This is a genomic window from Anaerorhabdus furcosa (genome assembly GCF_900167375.1).
Taxonomy (GTDB): Bacteria; Bacillota_I; Bacilli_A; order Erysipelotrichales; family Erysipelotrichaceae; genus Anaerorhabdus; species Anaerorhabdus furcosa.
In genome coordinates this window covers 42,522-60,304 of the sequence record NZ_FUWY01000008.1, presented here as the reverse complement: position 1 = coordinate 60,304, position 17,783 = coordinate 42,522, and the positions used below count along the sequence as shown (strand labels likewise).

The 17,783-nt window shown below is 30.4% G+C and carries 25 protein-coding genes; 22 read left to right on the top strand and 3 right to left on the bottom strand.

The window, feature by feature from the left end; all coding sequences use genetic code 11:
* Positions 1-103: 103 nt before the first annotated feature.
* The 8 genes from B5D14_RS11115 to B5D14_RS11085 all read left to right on the top strand — a co-directional run bounded on the left by B5D14_RS11115 (position 104) and on the right by B5D14_RS11085 (position 4,725).
* Complete coding sequence (locus B5D14_RS11115; RefSeq protein WP_159443797.1) at positions 104-211, top strand: cyclic lactone autoinducer peptide; 108 nt, start codon at positions 104-106, stop codon at positions 209-211.
* A 58-nt stretch (positions 212-269) separates the two neighbouring features.
* Positions 270-1,013 (top strand): hypothetical protein, encoded by a 744-nt coding sequence (locus B5D14_RS11110; RefSeq protein WP_078712704.1) that lies wholly within the window; start codon positions 270-272, stop codon positions 1,011-1,013.
* A gap of 27 nt (positions 1,014-1,040) precedes the next feature.
* Positions 1,041-1,613 (top strand): hypothetical protein, encoded by a 573-nt coding sequence (locus B5D14_RS11105; protein ID WP_078712703.1) that lies wholly within the window; start codon positions 1,041-1,043, stop codon positions 1,611-1,613.
* Between the two features lie 419 nt (positions 1,614-2,032).
* A complete protein-coding gene (locus tag B5D14_RS11100; protein ID WP_078712702.1) occupies positions 2,033-2,476 on the top strand; it encodes a hypothetical protein in 444 nt (147 codons plus the stop codon).
* Between the two features lie 24 nt (positions 2,477-2,500).
* Positions 2,501-2,773: a hypothetical protein gene (locus B5D14_RS11095; RefSeq protein ID WP_078712701.1), complete on the top strand. Its 273-nt coding sequence runs from the start codon at positions 2,501-2,503 to the stop codon at positions 2,771-2,773.
* A gap of 146 nt (positions 2,774-2,919) precedes the next feature.
* Positions 2,920-3,069 carry a hypothetical protein gene (locus B5D14_RS12175; RefSeq protein ID WP_159443796.1) on the top strand — a complete coding sequence of 50 codons (150 nt, stop codon included), beginning with the start codon at positions 2,920-2,922 and terminating at the stop codon, positions 3,067-3,069.
* 345 nt (positions 3,070-3,414) lie between these two features.
* A complete protein-coding gene (locus B5D14_RS11090) occupies positions 3,415-4,140 on the top strand; it encodes a hypothetical protein (protein WP_078712700.1) in 726 nt (241 codons plus the stop codon).
* Between the two features lie 6 nt (positions 4,141-4,146).
* A complete protein-coding gene (locus B5D14_RS11085; protein WP_078712699.1) occupies positions 4,147-4,725 on the top strand; it encodes a hypothetical protein in 579 nt (192 codons plus the stop codon).
* 127 nt (positions 4,726-4,852) lie between these two features.
* Here B5D14_RS11085 and B5D14_RS11080 read toward each other — a convergent pair whose 3' ends face one another.
* The 3 genes from B5D14_RS11080 to B5D14_RS11070 are packed head-to-tail and all read right to left on the bottom strand — an operon-like array spanning position 4,853 to position 6,874.
* Positions 4,853-5,380 (bottom strand): SOS response-associated peptidase family protein, encoded by a 528-nt coding sequence (locus B5D14_RS11080; protein WP_078712698.1) that lies wholly within the window; start codon positions 5,378-5,380, stop codon positions 4,853-4,855.
* Between the two features lie 4 nt (positions 5,381-5,384).
* A complete protein-coding gene (locus tag B5D14_RS11075; RefSeq protein WP_078712697.1) occupies positions 5,385-5,618 on the bottom strand; it encodes a hypothetical protein in 234 nt (77 codons plus the stop codon).
* Positions 5,619-5,632: 14 nt separating this feature from the next.
* The gene (locus B5D14_RS11070) at positions 5,633-6,874 is read right to left on the bottom strand and encodes a DNA polymerase Y family protein (protein ID WP_078712696.1); all 1,242 of its coding nucleotides are present in this window, start codon (positions 6,872-6,874) and stop codon (positions 5,633-5,635) included.
* A 120-nt stretch (positions 6,875-6,994) separates the two neighbouring features.
* Here B5D14_RS11070 and B5D14_RS11065 point away from each other — a divergent pair, with 120 nt between their 5' ends.
* From B5D14_RS11065 to B5D14_RS11000, 14 genes are all read left to right on the top strand, one after another.
* Positions 6,995-7,606, top strand: coding sequence for a LexA family protein (locus tag B5D14_RS11065; protein WP_159443795.1), 612 nt, complete (start codon positions 6,995-6,997; stop codon positions 7,604-7,606).
* 308 nt (positions 7,607-7,914) lie between these two features.
* The gene (murG, locus tag B5D14_RS11060) at positions 7,915-9,006 is read left to right on the top strand and encodes an undecaprenyldiphospho-muramoylpentapeptide beta-N-acetylglucosaminyltransferase (protein WP_078712694.1); all 1,092 of its coding nucleotides are present in this window, start codon (positions 7,915-7,917) and stop codon (positions 9,004-9,006) included.
* Positions 8,999-9,901, top strand: coding sequence for a UDP-N-acetylmuramate dehydrogenase (gene murB, locus B5D14_RS11055; RefSeq protein WP_078712693.1), 903 nt, complete (start codon positions 8,999-9,001; stop codon positions 9,899-9,901). Before murG ends, murB begins: the two co-directional genes overlap by 8 nt.
* Entirely contained in the window at positions 9,892-10,884 is a 993-nt protein-coding gene (locus tag B5D14_RS11050; protein ID WP_078712692.1) for a cell division protein FtsQ/DivIB, read from the top strand. The genes murB and B5D14_RS11050 overlap by 10 nt, the downstream gene beginning before the upstream one ends.
* A 2-nt stretch (positions 10,885-10,886) precedes the next feature.
* Positions 10,887-11,744: a hypothetical protein gene (locus B5D14_RS11045; protein ID WP_078712691.1), complete on the top strand. Its 858-nt coding sequence runs from the start codon at positions 10,887-10,889 to the stop codon at positions 11,742-11,744.
* A complete protein-coding gene (locus B5D14_RS11040; protein ID WP_078712690.1) occupies positions 11,737-12,198 on the top strand; it encodes a hypothetical protein in 462 nt (153 codons plus the stop codon). The genes B5D14_RS11045 and B5D14_RS11040 overlap by 8 nt, the downstream gene beginning before the upstream one ends.
* Positions 12,199-12,351: 153 nt before the next feature.
* Positions 12,352-12,711, top strand: a complete 360-nt coding sequence (locus B5D14_RS11035) for an Asp23/Gls24 family envelope stress response protein (protein WP_078712689.1) — start codon at positions 12,352-12,354, stop codon at positions 12,709-12,711.
* Between the two features lie 11 nt (positions 12,712-12,722).
* The gene (locus B5D14_RS11030; RefSeq protein WP_078712688.1) at positions 12,723-14,357 is read left to right on the top strand and encodes a DAK2 domain-containing protein; all 1,635 of its coding nucleotides are present in this window, start codon (positions 12,723-12,725) and stop codon (positions 14,355-14,357) included.
* Between the two features lie 113 nt (positions 14,358-14,470).
* Positions 14,471-14,677: a hypothetical protein gene (locus B5D14_RS11025; RefSeq protein ID WP_078712687.1), complete on the top strand. Its 207-nt coding sequence runs from the start codon at positions 14,471-14,473 to the stop codon at positions 14,675-14,677.
* A 24-nt stretch (positions 14,678-14,701) separates the two neighbouring features.
* Positions 14,702-15,157 carry a GNAT family N-acetyltransferase gene (locus B5D14_RS11020; protein WP_159443794.1) on the top strand — a complete coding sequence of 152 codons (456 nt, stop codon included), beginning with the start codon at positions 14,702-14,704 and terminating at the stop codon, positions 15,155-15,157.
* 117 nt (positions 15,158-15,274) lie between these two features.
* Positions 15,275-15,736, top strand: a complete 462-nt coding sequence (locus tag B5D14_RS11015) for a GNAT family N-acetyltransferase (protein WP_078712685.1) — start codon at positions 15,275-15,277, stop codon at positions 15,734-15,736.
* 9 nt (positions 15,737-15,745) lie between these two features.
* Complete coding sequence (locus B5D14_RS11010) at positions 15,746-16,243, top strand: GNAT family N-acetyltransferase (RefSeq protein ID WP_078712684.1); 498 nt, start codon at positions 15,746-15,748, stop codon at positions 16,241-16,243.
* Positions 16,244-16,256: 13 nt separating this feature from the next.
* A complete protein-coding gene (locus tag B5D14_RS11005) occupies positions 16,257-16,748 on the top strand; it encodes a nucleotidyltransferase domain-containing protein (RefSeq protein ID WP_078712683.1) in 492 nt (163 codons plus the stop codon).
* A 78-nt stretch (positions 16,749-16,826) separates the two neighbouring features.
* Positions 16,827-17,771, top strand: coding sequence for a S66 family peptidase (locus tag B5D14_RS11000; RefSeq protein WP_078712682.1), 945 nt, complete (start codon positions 16,827-16,829; stop codon positions 17,769-17,771).
* The last annotated feature ends 12 nt before the right edge of the window (positions 17,772-17,783 follow it).

Here is a 17,783-nt window from a genome sequence, read left to right as displayed (position 1 = left end):
TATCTATTCAAACCAAGAATTTGCCTATTCGAACCAAACCCATTGCGTATCTTTGATTTATTTATATATGATAATGATGAAGAAAATAGAAAGGAGGCAGAGTATGAAAAAGAAAATTTTAAACTTTCTTGGTACTGTGTTGATGTTTGTTGCAGTTGTAGGAAATGGAACTATGTCAGCATTTGGTTGGTATCAACCAGAAAAATATTAAGTAAATATATTAAAATATCTAGAATTGTTACTAAGAAATATGAAAAAGGAGAAGAAAAATGAAAAAAATAAAGTTGTTACTAAGCATATTGTTAATTTTTACTTTTATCACACCTAATGTTTTTGCTGAAGATAATGAAGATGTATTGAAACAAAAATTACTGTCATATGGTATGTATTCTGAATTGAATGATAATGAAACAAATATAAAAACTCAATCGGATATTTCAAACTTAACTTATAAAGAGATAAAAGCGATAGTAAGAAATCAAATAGTTGAAAAAATGAATGAATTTGAAAAGGGAAACTTATTATGGGATCCAGCATTTGTTCTCGAACTTGTTCCTAATGAATTTCCAGAATTTGCAGGTGAATTGCGTACTCAATTATATGCACAAGGGTATGACCCAAAAGCAAATATAGTTGGTACAATTGAAATTGAAAATTCAAGTATGACTAGAGCAACAACTTATACAAAGAGGTTATCATATTCATATTCTGCAACAGGACACGGAACCGTGATAACTTGTGATAATACAATTTCTTGGAGTATGGATGATTCTAAATTTGTAATATCTTCTGTAAAAGCAGAATTTACTGGAGGTTGGGGAGGAATTGATAAAACCTCTAGTATTAGAAATAATAAAACTTCTAGTGCTTATGGATTTTATAGTTATACAGCTAATAAAGATGCGTATAGTTATTCAGCATATCTTCAATTAAAGGTTACTCCATCAAGTAGTGGGAATGCCACTCTATCTGTATTATCTAGTGGTGTTAATGCAATAGGTATAGGTTTTTAATATTTTAAACTAACTGCGGAGGATAGTATGAAAAACATAAAAAATTTCTTTGTAAAAAAGTCAGCAATAGAATATAGTTTTAGTGCAATTGTTGGAATATTAGTACTTGTATTATCATTGGCAAATATCAATAGTGAGTATTTCAAAATTCTATTTTGGGCTACTATTTGTTTTGAACTTATTATTGTTATATTATTCCTTATTAAATTGAATAGATTAAATAAATTTATGATGAGTGTAAGTAATTTAGTCGATGATAGTTACAAAACATTTGAGAATGCATTGTTCTTTGAAAATGTAGTTTTAGCATATAGCTTTAAGAAGTATGTTGCTATTGAATACAAAGATATTGTAATTGCAAGACATGACTCAAATGTGTTTGAAATTACACGTCCAGGATATAAGGGAAACCACAAGATTTATATTAAATCAAATCTCCAAGAAATCTTGATTCCTGTACTAGATAATGATGTAGCACAAAAAATATTGAATTTCTTGCAGACAAAAAATAATTCTATTGTCTTCCAAGATAAGAACTCTGAATATGTTCCCACAAACCTAGCTGATCTTATGAGCAGTTCTGTAAAAAGTAGATTTTGAGATTATCGATAATCGTAGAACTTTGAATTTGTTGTATGTAAGTTATTTACAATTAACTTTGATTGATGAGGAACTATAGATGACTTGGTTATTTGCACTATGCAATGCATTTTGGATGTATTTAGCAATACGATGTTTACAAGCTAATAGTTCAATAGCGTATAGATTTCTTATATTATTGCGAATCATGCTTTGTTGTTATATGAATAAAATGTTGATTTAAATAGTTATTTACAGTATCCAATTAATTCTTAAAAGAATGAAAATAAAAAAGAGCATAGCCTATTGTAATTTTATTTCATTGGTAACCCAGTTTTATTAACATATATGTAAAACATTCAGATTATAAAAATTAATCTTAGCCATTATAATATTCTAATAGAATCAAAAAAAATTTTCATTAAAAGGAGGAAATTTTAATGAAAAAGATTACAAGAATTATACTATCTACACTTTTATTTACTAGAATTCTAACTCCAACAGTTACATATGCGGAAGATTCTAATAAAAACATAAAAGCTACTTCACAATTTACGGACTATAATATTGTTGTATCGAGCGATGATGTTGCAGCAGGTGGATCCAAGCGATTTTATGTAAGTAGAACAGATGAGAGTACAATGACCGTAGGTTGGTCTTATGAAGTAGCGAAAAACATTAACACTACAATTGGTCTATCTACTAGTTCATCTATAACTTATTCAAAAACTTACGCAAATAAAACAGTTAGATCATGTACAATTACATATTTCTCTAAATATCAAAATTATTCGTATGATAGACATCTTTTTGGAACATATGAAGATTCCGGAACGGCAAAGGTTCTTGTCGGTCTTACGCAGGATGTTAAATACAATTACTAATGGTAATTAGATTTTAGTTAATAAATGAAAATAAAAAATATAGAATTATTTAAAATGGGAATATGTATATCAACAATCGCCATTTTAATCCAAGTATCAATGAGAACACTAATCGGTGTAGCGATTTATGTTTCTGGTATATCTGTAAATTCAATTACATTCAAAAGTGAATTCGATTTATTTTTTAAGGAAACATCACTTTTCATTTATGATATATTATTGGTATTTCTCATTGTTTTAGGAATTATTACTATATTGACTTCTATTAAATTTATTGAGAAGAAAGATATAGTATGAATATTATGTGTAAACACAAGCAGTTAGGAATTCAGTTATAAAAAAAGAGAACCTTACCTAGTAGAATTGTGTAACAATAGAAAATTTTTAACTAGAATTCGCAAAGTATATGATTTTAATATTTTAAACTAGCTCTGAAAGATAGTGTGAAAAACACAAAAAATTTCTTTGTGAAGAAGACATCGATAGAGTATAATTTTAATGCAATTGTTGGAATATTAGTACTTGTATTATCATTGGTAAATATCAATAGTGAGTATTTTAGAATTCTATTTTGGGCTACTGTCTGTATTTAAAACGTTTGCAAAGGAAAAAACTAATTTTAATATTAGATAATAATACGATTGTAAATGATCAGAGTTTTATGGCGATAATTATGAAAACTATATAATTTATGATGGTGACAATAATATCATTACAGAACAATTTTGTTTAAATACAAAAGATGAATATTTAAATAATAATTATACAGAAGTTTTTGATTATATGAGAGACAATAAAGTATGGTTTATGATTGATTGAAGTTACACAAAATCTAATACTGCAAGAGCCACTTGATTCGAAAGTAAAAAATTCTTTATGTATTTAATCAATAGAAAGATTTAGCGATTAAATTTAATAAAAATGAGGAGGAAGCTAATATGAAAAAAATTATCTGCTTAGTTTTATCATCAATGCTTATTGCTAGTTTTATTATGCCATTAAATTTACTTGCAGAACAAGGACAAGAAAAAATAGTGGGAAAAGAGAAAAAAACCAAAGAAGTAATTCAAATTGGAGAAGAGATACTTATATATTATCTTAATGTTGAAGAGGGGTTGTTATTTACGGTGGAAGGAAAAGAGGGGATTAATGAATTCTATAAATATAATGACTATATTTATGAAAAAGTTAATGGGGACTTAATTATAATTAATAAAATTGATACTCGAGAAATAGAAAGAGAACTTATTCAACCTAGATCTACATGGAGTTCCTATACACAACTGTTACCGGTTTTAGTTAATTTGAACTATACCAATAGCCCTGCGACAGCAGTAGCACTAGCTGCTTCTGCAATAGGGGTGTGGCCAGGATTAATAACTTCTTGGGGATCGTTGATAGTTGATTCACTTAACTCGCCGCAATATGTATATATATCCTATAGCATGGCTACGTACTCCCAATGTTCAATTTTGACAAGTAAAACTGATATTAAATTATTTAAAGCCATATATGATGGAAGTTCTTGGAGCAAAGGAACACAAACTGGTTCCACAATTACAAAAAAATCATATTTTTGGGTAGGCGATCCAAGTAATTATGGTTATCCTGCAGCTTGTAGAGCATTAACTACTAGTTATCCGTACCAATCAGGAGCAATGTAATCAAAAATGAAAAAAAACATTTATTCTTTATTATTAGGGTTCCTATTTATCTATACAACTAACATTATGATGCAAATTAAGTTTTATAATTTCACTCTGAATTTCTTGTTTTGGTTTATGATGTTCATGATGTGTATTGTTTTCGCGAATTATTTACTATCTATAAAAAATGATAAGTATTTAGTTTTTAAGTTAATCCTATGTGGTGTCGCTGTGTTTTTACTAGATAATCCAAAACAGCAAACAATCGATTTGTTTAATCAAAGATTCGAAGATTTTGAAGAAATTGATAGTATAGAAAATGCGTGGATGTATACATCTATGATGGAAATGAATAAAAGTGCATTATTTCCAATTTTTGATGGAAGTCTTATGTATGCGATAGAAATATCTAAGAAAGAAGCAATTTTCTTAGAATATGATTTTAATAGTTTAGTGGATTTAATGGAAGATGAAAAATTGAAAATAAATTATAAACAAAATAAAGATGAAATATATTTTAAATATCGAATTTCTGATATAAATTTCTATGGCTTTATTAGTAATTCATATTATCAAAATAATAGTTTGAAATTAATTAAATAAACATAAATGAAAGTATTATTCAATTTGTACCCAAAAATCTATCCAGGATAGATTTTGTCCAATATATAGGTAAAGCGTTGAGATTAGTCAACGCTTTACTTTTTCTATTTGTGATGGATTATAATAGCTAATTGGTTTTATCAATAATCTTGTATTGATTTGAATAGACAATATCACGTTTGAAGTAATCATTGAAATCTTCTTGTGATAAGGTAAAGGGTACTCGGGAATGAATTTTAGATAAGTCATCATTTGCTTCTTCTGTAATAATCGCAAATTCATTTTCATCATTATAACAACCAGCTAAACAAATCATACCAGTACTGGTAGTGAAGAAATGCTTTTGTTTTGTGCTTTTTTGCCATTCATAATATCCACTCGCTAAAATGATACAAGGTTTGTATCGGGAAGCGATTTTATTTTCATCTCTAAGATTAATTACTTGTTTTTTATTTAATGTGATTCCCCATTTCATAATTGTTGGATGAAGTTTGTTTTCATCATCCATGAGGAATACTACTGTTTTTTGACTAGGGAATACTTCTTCAAAACTAATTTGATTGTATAAATCAAAGGAGAGTTTTTCTTGATAATATTTTTTGATTTTTAGTAGTGTTGGATTTTTTCCATCTGAGAATAAATAACGTCCACACATAGGGCTACCTCTTTTCTATAAACCATTTATCATGATCATGAAATAAGTATCTACATTCTTGGTTAAATAAACAAGTATAACGCATTCCAGCACCTCCGGATTTTAAGGATGCAGCGGGGCAACATTGCAATATGCGATCAATTTTATATTCGACTCCATTATTCCAAATAATGGATACAGGTCGAATTTCTCCTTGTAGGGTATGCCTACAAAGAACTTCAACATAACAGCGGTTCATAAGCGGGTCTCCTTTTATTTAAAATAACTTTCTGGAAAGATAACATGATCTGATTTTGGATCTAGTCGGTTGAGATCAGCATCTTGTAGAACACAACCTCGTTGGATTTTGAAATGACCAAAGCGATTTCGTATTTCATCAAAAGCGAGTTCTAATTGTTTAACAGTTAAATCTTTTTTCTTATCAAAGAAAGAAATTTGTTTGGTAGGGGCAGTTTTTGTAAAGTTGGACAAACGGACACCAAGACTTCTTATTGGATTAGAAAATGAATAGTGTTTTTCAAAAAGACAAAGTGCATGTTTTACGACAATATCAGTACAATCAGTAGGTATTTCACATTGCATTTGGCGAGTTACTGTTACAAGTTGATGATCACGAATTGATATTGTAACTGTTTTGCCATAAAAACCTTGCTCACGGGCTCTAGCACAAACACTTTCTGATAGAATCGTAAAAATAATTTTCACTTCTTCAAGGGTAGTTAGATCTTTAGGGCAGGTAGTACTATTTCCAATAGACTTCAAGGAACCACTAGTGGTATGATGAGCTACTAGAGAGGTCTCATAACCATTTGCGAAAGCATGTAAGGTAAGACCAACTTTACCAAAGATGTGTTCTAAAGTAGATACAGATGTCATTGCAAGATCACCAATAGTGTAAATACCATACATCTTTAATTTCTTAGCGTTTGAATGTCCAATAAAAAGCAAATCTCTAATTGATAGGGGAAATACTTTTTGTTCACGTTCTTCTTTGTAGATAGTATAAATGCTATCTACTTCAGCTGCGTCAGATGCTAATTTTGAATAGACTTTGTTGTAACTAATGCCAATGGATACAGTTAAACCAAGTTCGAATTTGATTCGATTTTTGATGGTGTTAGCTAATTCTATTGCAGAGGGGTATAGATGATGACAATCACTGATATCTAGCCAGGATTCATCAATACCAAAAGATTCTACATAATCGGTATAATCGAGGTATATTTTCTTTACTTTCATTGCGTAACGTAAATAAAGAGAAAAGTTTGCTTTTACACAGATTAAATTAGGACATTTTTGTTTGGCTTGCCAGATAGCTTCACCAGTTTTGATGTTGCATTCTTTGGCTAAAGCATTTTTAGTAAGGATAATACCATGTCTTTCTTCAATGTCACCACATACAGCAATAGGTACAGTTCTGTATTCAGGATTGTATAACATTTCAACAGCGGCATAGAAACAATTTAAGTCAGAATGTAGGATAATTCGTTCCACATCATCACCTCCACCTACATTTTACTTGAAAATTAATCAAGTTCAAGTGAAACTTGAATATTTTTCAAATAAACATTGAAAAAGTTGAAATTGTCTTATAAAATGAAGATGGTGATAAATATGTATTTTAGAGAGAACTTAAGAGCATTACGTCGAATTTATAAAACATCTCAAGATGAGCTTGCGAAATTTTTAGGTTATAAGTCATTTACAACCATTCAAAAATGGGAGGATGGAACATCAATTCCACCAATGCCAGTGATTCAAAAATTAGCTAATTTTTTTGAATTGCCAATTGAAGACATGATTAATAAAAACTTATCGCGAGATATTGTTGAATTGCAACCTGTACCTGTGTTGGGTACTGTTAAGACAGGATTGGGTTTATTTGCAGAAGAAAATATTTCTGGGTATGAGTATGTTGCAGGAAATGATGAACTACGTGAATATTTTTATTTGAATGTAGTAGGGGATTCCATGAAGAATGTTCGTATCATGGAGGGAGATTGCGTATACATTCGTCGACAAGACAGTGTAGAAAATGGTGAAATTGCAGTAGTTTTATTGGAGAATAACGAAGTTACATTGAAACGTGTTTTCTTTAAAAAAGATGAAATGATTCTTCAACCGGAGAATGATGATTATAAGCCAATGGTATTTTCAAAGGAAGAAATTGAAGAAAAGGGAATCAAGATTATAGGTAAATTGATTCACAATAAGATTAAATATTAATGAAACAAAAAATTATCTTCTTTTTTACTTGCTTTTTTATCTATTTACTTCTATTTGTTTTAGAAAATGCACTATTTAGTTTTGCATTCACGCTATTACAAATAAAAGGAGCAGTTTTGCCAATACTTACAATTTTCCTATTAATTATTGTAAATCCGCCCATTACATGGATTTTATCCAATAAATATTATCCTAAAATCGTAAAAGATAAGTCTAGTTTGAACTAATCTATGGTTAGTGAAAACGGACTTTTTTTCTTCAATAGACAGAGTGAGCATGCTATAATAGGTTGAAGGAGTTGGTTATTTGTGCGTATCGTAATTGCAACTGGAGGTACAGGAGGTCATATTTATCCTGCTTTATCTTTAGCGAAGGCAATAAAAGAAGAAGATCCTTCTGCTGAGTTTCTGTTCATTGGTTCTACAAATCGAATGGAAGCTACAGAAATTCCTAATGCTGGATATAAGTATCAAGGAATTGATGTCATTGGCATGAATGGCTCAATACTTTCTAAAATAAAGGCTTTTTATTTATTAAAAAAAGCTGAGAAAAAATGTAAAACAATTCTAGAAACAGCTAAACCAGATATTGTAATTGGTTTTGGTAATTATATTAGTGTTCCTGTATGTTGGGCTGCAAAATCATTGGGTATACCTGTTATGTTGCATGAGCAAAATTCATATGCGGGTAAAGCAAATAAAATGCTTGCGAAATCTGCCGATGCAGTTGTAGGATGCTATGAAGAAAACTTAAGTCAATTTCCAAGTCAAAAGACAAGAATTTTAGGAAACCCTAGAGCAAGTGAAGCAGCAAAGATGATTCAAGATAAAACCATTCTTAAAAAATATGGATTGGTAGATAATCTTCCTTTGGTCGTGATTGTTATGGGGTCTTTAGGCTCTGAGAGCGTCAACAAAGTATTAAAACAAGCTAGCAAACGAATGGATGGTAAAAATTATCAAGCCTTAGTTGTTACAGGCAAAAAAGGATATGATGAGTTTATTGAATCATGCAAGAGTACTGGGCATGTTCATATTGTACCTTACATTGAAGGTATTGAGGTGATGTGTCTTGCCAGTCTTGTTGTAGTTCGTGGTGGAGCAACAACCTCTGCAGAAATTACTGCACTAGGATTACCATCAATTATTATTCCTAGTCCATATGTTCCAAATAATCATCAAGTTATGAATGCGTTGGCATTACAAAATAAAAATGCAGCAATCATGATTGAGGAAAAAGATTTAACGGCAGAAAATTTAGTGGAAAAAATTGATGAAATTTTATCAAATGAAGCTTTACAAAAGGAAATGTCACTTCATGCAAAAGAGCTAGGGAAACCTAATGCAAGTCATGATATGATGGAATGGATAAAAGATTTAGTAGGTGATCGTAATGAGTAATGAATTAATTGATGAATTAGTTAAATATTGTGATGTAGAATGTGATATACCACTATCTACAATGACAACACTGCGTCTTGGAGGAATTGCAAAATATGTGGTTTATCCAAGAACAAGCTTAGAATTAAATGAATTAATGAGAACAATTAAAGAATTTAATATTCCTTATAAAGTATTAGGGAAGGGAAGCAATATTCTTTGTTCAGATAAAACATTTGAAGGAATTATCATTCGTTTAGATCGTACTTTTGATGATTTCTATTTTGATGATGAAGTATGTACTGCACAAGCAGGAGCTTCAATTATTTCAATTGCTTATGATGCGATGAAACATGGTTTATCGGGTCTAGAATTCGCAAGTGGAATACCAGGATCAGTAGGTGGTGTTACCTTTATGAATGCGGGTGCCTACAAAAGCAATATGTCAAATATCATTGAAGAAGTTTTTGTATTTCGTGATGATAAGTTTGAATGGTTAAGTAAAGAAGAATGCAAATTTGAATATCGTCATTCTATTTTCCATAGTCATCCAGATTGGATTATTGTTGCGGTTAAAATGCGTCTTAAAAAAGGTAATGAAGATGAGATTCGGGAGTTAATGGATAATCGTAGAGAAAGACGTCTACAAACACAACCATTAGAATACCCATCTGCAGGAAGTATTTTTAAAAATCCAGAAGATAAGTTTGCGTGGCAAATTATAGAAGAATTAGGATATCGTGGTAAGAAAAAGGGTGGTGCGTTTGTATCAGATAAACATGCTAATTTTATTGTGAATGCTGATCATGCAACAGCAACTGAATTTTACGAATTAGTTTGTGAAATCAAAAAAGAAGCAAAAGAAAAACTTGGTCGCGAATTAATCATGGAAGTGGAGAAATTTAATTGGGATTAAAAAGGAAACAAAAAATTGAACCTATCAAAGAAGAAAAAAGTGCTGTTGATGAAGTCTTTGATCGTCGGAAGAGAATAAAAGCTGATTTTAGTTTTAGAAAAGCTCAACCTCTTCTTTTTATACTGGCTGTATGTTTAGGTCTTATCGTTATTGCAGTAGGTTATTATTTTTCTCCAGTATCAAAAGTAAAATCAATTTCAATTAAGAATAATTATTATTTAGATAAAGATTATATTAAAGAATTATCAGGATTAACGTTAGAAAATCGCTATTACTTGGTTATTGATTACTTTGTAGAAAAGAAACTCGAAGAATCGGAACTAATTAAAAATGCGACTGTTAAACATAAAGATCAAGGAGTAATTGAAATCACAATTGAAGAGGAAACACCTTTTGGATATCGCTATTTGGATGTAGGTGAAATCTTATTAACATCAGGAAAAGCAGTTGAATTAAAAAGTGAATACTTGGATATCATTGCAAAGGTTCCTTATATTGATGGCTTTGAAACAGAAGAACAGTTAGAACGAATTGCTAAGGCATTCCAAAAAGTTGATCGAAGTATCATTGAATCAATATCAGAAGTATCACAATATCCGATGTCATATGATGAAAATACATTAAGATTATTTATGAGGGATGGTAATAATTTCTTCGCAAGTTATTACTCTTTATCAACAGTGAATTCTTATAATGAAATCGCATCAGATTTTACAGAGAGTGGATTATGCATTTATTCTGATGATAGTTTAAAGGTTGCATTTACATCGACTTGTCCATGGAATCTAGTTGCAGAAGAAAAAGAATACTGGATTGATGAATTAGGAAATATCGTTGTAAATCAATATGGAGATCCAGTAGAAAAGAAATATTTTACAAATGACCAAGGAGAGTTCATTCTCGATGGTAATGGAAACAAGATTTTAATTCCAATGGGACAAGAAGATGATTATGAAGCTTATCTTAATAATAGTGGGGAATAAGTATGAATAAACTAATCAAGAACTATCCAGTTTTGCTGACAGATCAGCAATATCAAAGAGGTAAGAAAACAATCTATTTAGTACAAATTATTTTACTGTTATTAACAATCGGATATTGTGTTTATCTTTCCAAGTACTTAAATATATTTGTTTTGTATACAACCTATACTTCTTTAGCTTTACGCTTGATATACATTGCGCTTTTATTTACAGGAAAAAGAAGTGTAATGGTGGGTGTTCTTGTTTTTAATGTTATTATTTTTGTATTAAATTTTCAGTATTATGATATTTATAATGCAGTAAAAGGAACACCATTTTATCAAATATATATTTATGAAATAATTTTGATGGCATTTTATTGTTTGCTATGTTTCTTTTTACTAATTCATCGTGATGTGTCTTATATAGATAAAACGATTGAGTATACAAAAAGAGATGCAAATAGAATAAGTATGCCAAAATATCCAATTTCTTTGATTATTATATCGTTACTCTATATTCCGTGTTTCTTTTATGCATTATCGATGAATCCATTTTCAGCAATTATTCTAGTTGGAGTAGCTGTTGCAAACATAATTTATTTTTTAAAGTCACCGCAAACCAAATTATTTAAAAGAGTGATTATGATTTTGTTTTGCTTAATTATCGTTGCAATAATTGTTGTGTTAACACCATTATCTGAAGCAATGACATATGGATTTACGGGTGTAATAGCCTTGTATATTCTATACTTCATTTGTTTAGGAATAGAAATTTTAATAAAGAAATTCTTTCGATTTATGGATCCATTAAAACACTTTGATATTTCAAAATTATCTATCTATGAAATTAGAAAAGAGGAGGAAATTATCAATGTTTAATTCACTTGCAAAGGTAAAACCAGAGATTAAAGATGATGTTTTATTTCAAAAAGGATTAAAGGTGATTAAACACATACAAATAGGGTTATTAATCATTTTAGTACTATTTTATGGTTTATCAATAATATTAGGTAAAATTCCAATGAGCTTGCAATTAATGTATTCGATATTAATGCGAACACTTGCAATTTTAGCTCTAAGTACAGGTTATAAAACATTCATGATTTTCTTTTTGATTATGAATTCAATTGGTGCAGTTGGGGTAATTGTAATTTTTACAACATATTTAAATAGGTTGAATTCACTGGGTATTTTTATGTGTATTCTTGAAATTGTATTGGTTATCGCAATCCTGTTTGCCTATATTTATGTCTTTGTAAATAAAGACACAAAATATGTAATTGAAGTAACAAAACAGATTATGAAAGAAATCAAAGAAGCAAATAAAAAGTGAAATATTACTTATAACTAGATGTTAGAAAAGAATTAAATTTGTATAAAATATGTTAAATAGTCAAAAAGTAGCGAAAAATATACAAAAAACTAGCGTAAAATTTGATAATTAGTAGGTTTTTGGTATAATATTGTAAGGCTAGGAGGAGATACTATGTCTATTGAAAAGGTAACAAATCTTGGGAATATTAATATTTCTGAAGAAGCAATTGCTTCACTAACAGGTGGAGTTGTTACGGAATGTTATGGAGTCGTTGGAATGGCTTCGAGAAAGTTCCTACGTGATGGTTGGGCTGAATTATTAAAGATTGAAAATTTCTCTAAGGGAATCGTTGTGCGTAAGACGGACAATGGATTGGAATTAGATGTATATGTAATATTAGGATACGGTGTTAAAATATCGGAAGTCGTGTCTGAAGTACAAAAGAAAGTGAAATATGTTCTTGAAAAGACACTTCAATTAGAGCTAAGTGCTGTAAATGTCTATGTTCAAGGTGTACGTGTAATAGGCTAACGGAGGACAGCATGAATACAATTAACGGAATAATGTTGAAAGACATGCTTCAAAGTGGAGCCAACAATTTAAACAATAAGCACGCTGAAATTGATGCGCTGAATGTATTTCCTGTACCTGATGGAGATACTGGAACAAACATGTCGATGACCTTTACTAATGGGGTAAAAGAGGTAATGCAAGCTGGTAATGATGATTTATCAGTTGTCGCTAAAACACTATCAAAGGGATTATTAATGGGTGCTCGTGGTAACTCGGGGGTAATCTTATCTCAAATCTTTAGAGGTTTCTATCAAGGAATTGATTCTAAACAAGAAGTAACTGCAATTGATCTTGCAGAAGCATTTATGAATGGAAGTCGTGTTGCATATAAAGCGGTTATGCGTCCAGTTGAAGGTACAATTTTAACTGTTATTCGCGAAAGTAGTGAAATGGCTCAAATATATGCAAACGAGAATCCAGAAAGTACTCCTCTAGAATACTTAACTGTTTTATGCAATGAAGCTAAAAAATCATTGGATTCAACACCAGAATTATTACCTGTATTAAAAGAGGTGGGTGTTGTTGATAGTGGTGGAGCAGGATTATTGCTTGTACTTGAAGGTTTTAAAGCAGCACTAGAAGGTAATCCAATTGCTGCAAGTGAAGAAACAGGTACTGTTCAAAATACAGCTGCAATGGAAATGGAAAACGAAGGTTTTGGCTATTGCACGGAATTTATTGTTCGTTTAAATAATGAAAGTTTAAAAACATTTAAAGAAGAAAAATTAAGAAAATCATTAGCACAACTTGGTGAGTCAATTGTGGTTGTTCAAGATGAAGAAATTGTTAAAGTTCATGTGCATACATTAACACCAGGAGATGCATTGAATTTAGCACAACGTTATGGTGAATTTGTTAAGTTGAAAATTGAAAATATGCAAGAACAACACAACACAATTACACAAGGTGCTGAGTCACCAGCAAAAGCTCCAGTTTCTAATGAAAAGAAGAAATATGCAATTATTGCAGTTGCTGCAGGTGATGGATTAAAAGCACTATTTGAAGAATATCGTGTTGATAAAGTAATTTCTGGTGGACAAACAATGAATCCTTCAACAGAAGATTTTGTTGCCGCAATTAGAGAATTGAATGCAGAACATATTTTCATCTTACCAAATAACTCAAATATTATCTTAGCAGCACAACAAGCAAAAGATGTGTTAGAAAATGAAAATATTCATGTACTTGCTACAAAATCAATTCCTCAAGGATTATCTGCATGTATTATGTTCAATCCTGAAACAGAAATTGAAGACAATCTTGCTGAAATGGAAGCTGCAATTGCTCATGTGAAAACAGGTCAAGTTACCTATGCAATTAAGGATACAACATTTGAAGGATTAGCAATTTCTGAAGGAGATTACATGGGAATCTTTGAAAAGGATATTGTTATCGCAACAAAAGATAAACTTGAATCTACATTTAGATTACTTGATAAAATGATTGATGGTGATAGTGAGATTATCACATTACTAGTTGGTGAAGATGTGAGCGATGATGAAGTAAGTCAAGTAGAAGATTATATTGCATCAACATTTGATGTTGAAGTAGATACTCAAAAAGGAAATCAACCAGTTTATAGTTTCATTATTGGTGTTGAATAGAGCCTTAGCAAAATTTGCTAAGGTTTTTCTTTTCTAAAATTTAATATTCTATCACTTTAAAACATGATACAATTTTTCTAATAGATTAAAGAAAGATAATTAGAGGTGATAACATGGGAAAATATAATGAGTTGTGGAACTATATAAAAGAAAATTGCAATGAAAAATTAGTTTTGAGCTTTGATGATATTCAAAACATTTTATCATTTCCAATTGATCATGCCTTTCTCAATGCGAAGAAAGAATTAGTAGATTATGGATATGAAGTTGGGAAAATTTCAATGAAAAATAAAACAGTAGAATTCAATAAAAAAATTTAAAAATAAATGGTGGAGGTGATTTTCATGAAGTATACATTAAGGGAAATAACGGCTAAAGATTTAAATCAAATAATAGATTTAAGAATTGATTTTTTGACAGAAATTGCGGTTACGCCACTACCAAGTGATATAAGGATAAATATTGATGCTTATTTTAAAAAACACTTTTATGATGGTAGCTGTTTTGGTTTAGTTGCAGAAATAGAAGGTAAGATTATTGCCAAGGGCTTAATTTGTGTTTTTGAAGTATTACCTGATGAATTTTGTCCAACAGGGCGATTAGGTAAACTTTATAGCATTTATACGATTCCTGAATTTCGTGGGCAAGGAATCATGAAAGAGCTAATTGAAGGGTTAATAAGGTTATCAGAAAGTAAGGGTGTTACAAATTTATATTTAACTGCAGAGGAAAAAGCAATCTCTTTATATCAGCGTTTAGGTTTTGAACTTTTGAATAATGAGATGAAATTAAGAAAATAGTTTTTATAGCATCTAAATAGAGATATTGAGTATGTGACATAATGAAAAAGATATAAAGGTTAACTTGTTTTTTATAAATTAAAAATCATTTTTGTATAGATGAAAAGGAGATAACACATGTTGAAAGTAACAAACTTGAGCGATCAAGATAAAATAGAAATATGTAATTGGAAATATGAGGGTGAATATGCAATGTATAATTTTCCCTCTTATGAAGAAATGAAAAAAGAACAGAAAATATTCTTTAACCCAAATTTACGAAGTAAGTATAGGACTTATCGTAATGAGGAGGGCTTAGTTGGCTTTACTAATATTTGTGAAGAAGACACTGAGGTTTTTATGGGAATTGGAGTCAATCCAACTCTTTGTAATAAGGGGTATGGACAAGAACTTATGAAAATGGCAATACTGCAAGCCAATGAATTATATCCCAATAAACCACTGTATTTAGAAGTCAGAAATTGGAATAAACGAGCCATTCATTGTTATAAAAAAGTAGGGTTTGAAATTGATGGTGATGAAATAATACAAGAAACGTATGTAGGTATTGGTACATTTGTTCGAATGATTAGAAAATGAGGGAAGAAAATGAAATTAATAAAATTATGGGAAGCTAACCTTGAAAAAGCATATGCACTTCAAAGTTCATTTGAAAAGGATGAAAATGGATTTATGAATATTGCTTATGGATTTACATTGGATGAATTTAAAGAATATGTTAAGAAAAGAGAAAAATCATCTCTCGGTATTGATTTAGCAGAAGGCTATGTTCCAGATACCGTATTTGTCTTGGTAGATGATGAAGAAAATTATGTAGGAATATTTAATTTGAGACATTATTTAAATGAGTTTTTAATCAATGGTGCGGGGCATATTGGTTATGGTATATCACCAAATTATCGACAAAAAGGTTATGCAACAAAAGGATTGCGACTAGTTTTAAATGAAGCTAAGAAAATGGGAATTGATGAAGCTTATTTATCAGTGAACAAAGATAATCAAGGGAGTATTAAAGCGCAACTTAATAATGGAGCAACCATTCATCATGAAGATGATAAAGAATACTATACCCGTATAAAATTATAAGAGGTAATCAAAGATGAAAAAAGAAATCGTAACAAAAGAAGATTTATTGAAAGTAATCGATCTTTTTGAAGAAATACAAATTACATATTGGTTAGATGGTGGCTGGGGTGTGGATGCTTTAGTAGGTAAACAAACTCGTCATCATCGGGATATAGACATCAATTATGATGCGAATGAAACAGAACGATTACTCGATACGCTAATAAAAGTAGGGTATCAAGTCGAAACAGATTGGATGCCAGTTAGAGCGGAATTATATCATCCAGAATTAGGTTACTTGGACATTCATCCATTTATTATTGAGGAAGATGGATCATGTAAACAATCAGATTTAGAGGGTGGTTTTTATAACATTGATGCAAAGTATTTTGGACAAACTATCTTTGAAGGAAGAAAAATACCATGTATTAGTATTGAGGGACAAAAAGTATTTCACAGTGGTTATGAATTAAGAGAATCAGATATCCATGATTTGAAGTGCTTAGAGGAATTATCGAGTAATTAATAATGTTAAGCAGGAAACCATCTAGTGATGGTTTTTCTTATAAGTGTAAGTTACAATAATACAGTAGAGGTGTAGAAAATGAGGATACCAAAACCAATTAATGAAAATGCAACAATTGGAGTTATCGCACCATCATGTGGAGTGGGTAGTGAGAAGTACTTAAATGATTACTTGATAAGTAAAGCACAATTGGAACATTTAGGTTTTAAAATAGTAGAAAGCAAAAAAATAGATGAGCTTATAAAGGCGCAAAGTGATACACCAAAAAATAGAGCGAAAGAATTTATGAAATTCTACTTGGATGATTCGATTGATTTTCTTTGGGTTGTGAGTGGTGGAGAGAGAATGATTGAAATTCTTCCTTATATAGATTTTGATTTACTAAAAAAAAGTAAGGCAAAATGGTTTGTAGGGTTCTCTGACAATACGAGTATGATTCAACCTCTTGCGACTAAAAGTAATCTTGCATCAATCCATGCGATGAATATGTTGGAATGCTTTAGTCAGCAAACAGAGGAAGCATCTTATGACTTACTGAATTTATTGTTGAATGAGAAAACTGAATTTGCGCAGTATGCTGATGAGTTTGTTTGTACAAATAAGAAACATAAAATCAATGTTGAAGGTAGAATGATGGGTGGTAATTTGGATATCATCATGAATTTACTGGGTACAGAATATGATAACATCAAACAGTTCATGAAAAAGGAATCAAAGATTATTTGGTACTTGGAAGCATTTGATTATACGGTTGCTGGATTAAAGCGCTGTCTATGGCAACTAAACCAATTAGGGTATTTTGATAACGTACAAGCGATTCTTATTGGTAAAATGAGATATGATGAAGAAGTATTGGGTTTATCTTTAGAAGATGTAATCAATGACTTAAATGTAAAGATACCTGTGATTTATCAAGTGCAAGTAGGACATGTTGCACCAACGATGCCATTTGTAAATGGTGGGTTTGCAAAAGTTGAAGTTAAAGATAAAAAATTGAAAATAAGATATGATTTAACAAAGTAAGGAGGTAATGGC

Coding starts and splice junctions, on each gene's coding strand:
- B5D14_RS11020 (WP_159443794.1), top strand. CDS start 14,702: ATGAAGTATACATTAAGGGAAATAACGGCTAAAGATTTAAATCAAATA.
- B5D14_RS11085 (WP_078712699.1), top strand. CDS start 4,147: ATGAAAAAAAACATTTATTCTTTATTATTAGGGTTCCTATTTATCTAT.
- B5D14_RS11035 (WP_078712689.1), top strand. CDS start 12,352: ATGTCTATTGAAAAGGTAACAAATCTTGGGAATATTAATATTTCTGAA.
- B5D14_RS11080 (WP_078712698.1), bottom strand. CDS start 5,380: ATGTGTGGACGTTATTTATTCTCAGATGGAAAAAATCCAACACTACTA.
- B5D14_RS11110 (WP_078712704.1), top strand. CDS start 270: ATGAAAAAAATAAAGTTGTTACTAAGCATATTGTTAATTTTTACTTTT.
- B5D14_RS11105 (WP_078712703.1), top strand. CDS start 1,041: ATGAAAAACATAAAAAATTTCTTTGTAAAAAAGTCAGCAATAGAATAT.
- B5D14_RS11095 (WP_078712701.1), top strand. CDS start 2,501: ATGAAAATAAAAAATATAGAATTATTTAAAATGGGAATATGTATATCA.
- B5D14_RS11115 (WP_159443797.1), top strand. CDS start 104: ATGAAAAAGAAAATTTTAAACTTTCTTGGTACTGTGTTGATGTTTGTT.
- B5D14_RS11025 (WP_078712687.1), top strand. CDS start 14,471: ATGGGAAAATATAATGAGTTGTGGAACTATATAAAAGAAAATTGCAAT.
- B5D14_RS11065 (WP_159443795.1), top strand. CDS start 6,995: ATGTATTTTAGAGAGAACTTAAGAGCATTACGTCGAATTTATAAAACA.
- B5D14_RS11040 (WP_078712690.1), top strand. CDS start 11,737: ATGTTTAATTCACTTGCAAAGGTAAAACCAGAGATTAAAGATGATGTT.
- B5D14_RS11000 (WP_078712682.1), top strand. CDS start 16,827: ATGAGGATACCAAAACCAATTAATGAAAATGCAACAATTGGAGTTATC.
- B5D14_RS11030 (WP_078712688.1), top strand. CDS start 12,723: ATGAATACAATTAACGGAATAATGTTGAAAGACATGCTTCAAAGTGGA.
- B5D14_RS11090 (WP_078712700.1), top strand. CDS start 3,415: ATGAAAAAAATTATCTGCTTAGTTTTATCATCAATGCTTATTGCTAGT.
- B5D14_RS11045 (WP_078712691.1), top strand. CDS start 10,887: ATGAATAAACTAATCAAGAACTATCCAGTTTTGCTGACAGATCAGCAA.
- B5D14_RS11075 (WP_078712697.1), bottom strand. CDS start 5,618: ATGAACCGCTGTTATGTTGAAGTTCTTTGTAGGCATACCCTACAAGGA.
- B5D14_RS11015 (WP_078712685.1), top strand. CDS start 15,275: ATGTTGAAAGTAACAAACTTGAGCGATCAAGATAAAATAGAAATATGT.
- B5D14_RS11010 (WP_078712684.1), top strand. CDS start 15,746: ATGAAATTAATAAAATTATGGGAAGCTAACCTTGAAAAAGCATATGCA.
- murB (WP_078712693.1), top strand. CDS start 8,999: ATGAGTAATGAATTAATTGATGAATTAGTTAAATATTGTGATGTAGAA.
- B5D14_RS11100 (WP_078712702.1), top strand. CDS start 2,033: ATGAAAAAGATTACAAGAATTATACTATCTACACTTTTATTTACTAGA.
- B5D14_RS11005 (WP_078712683.1), top strand. CDS start 16,257: ATGAAAAAAGAAATCGTAACAAAAGAAGATTTATTGAAAGTAATCGAT.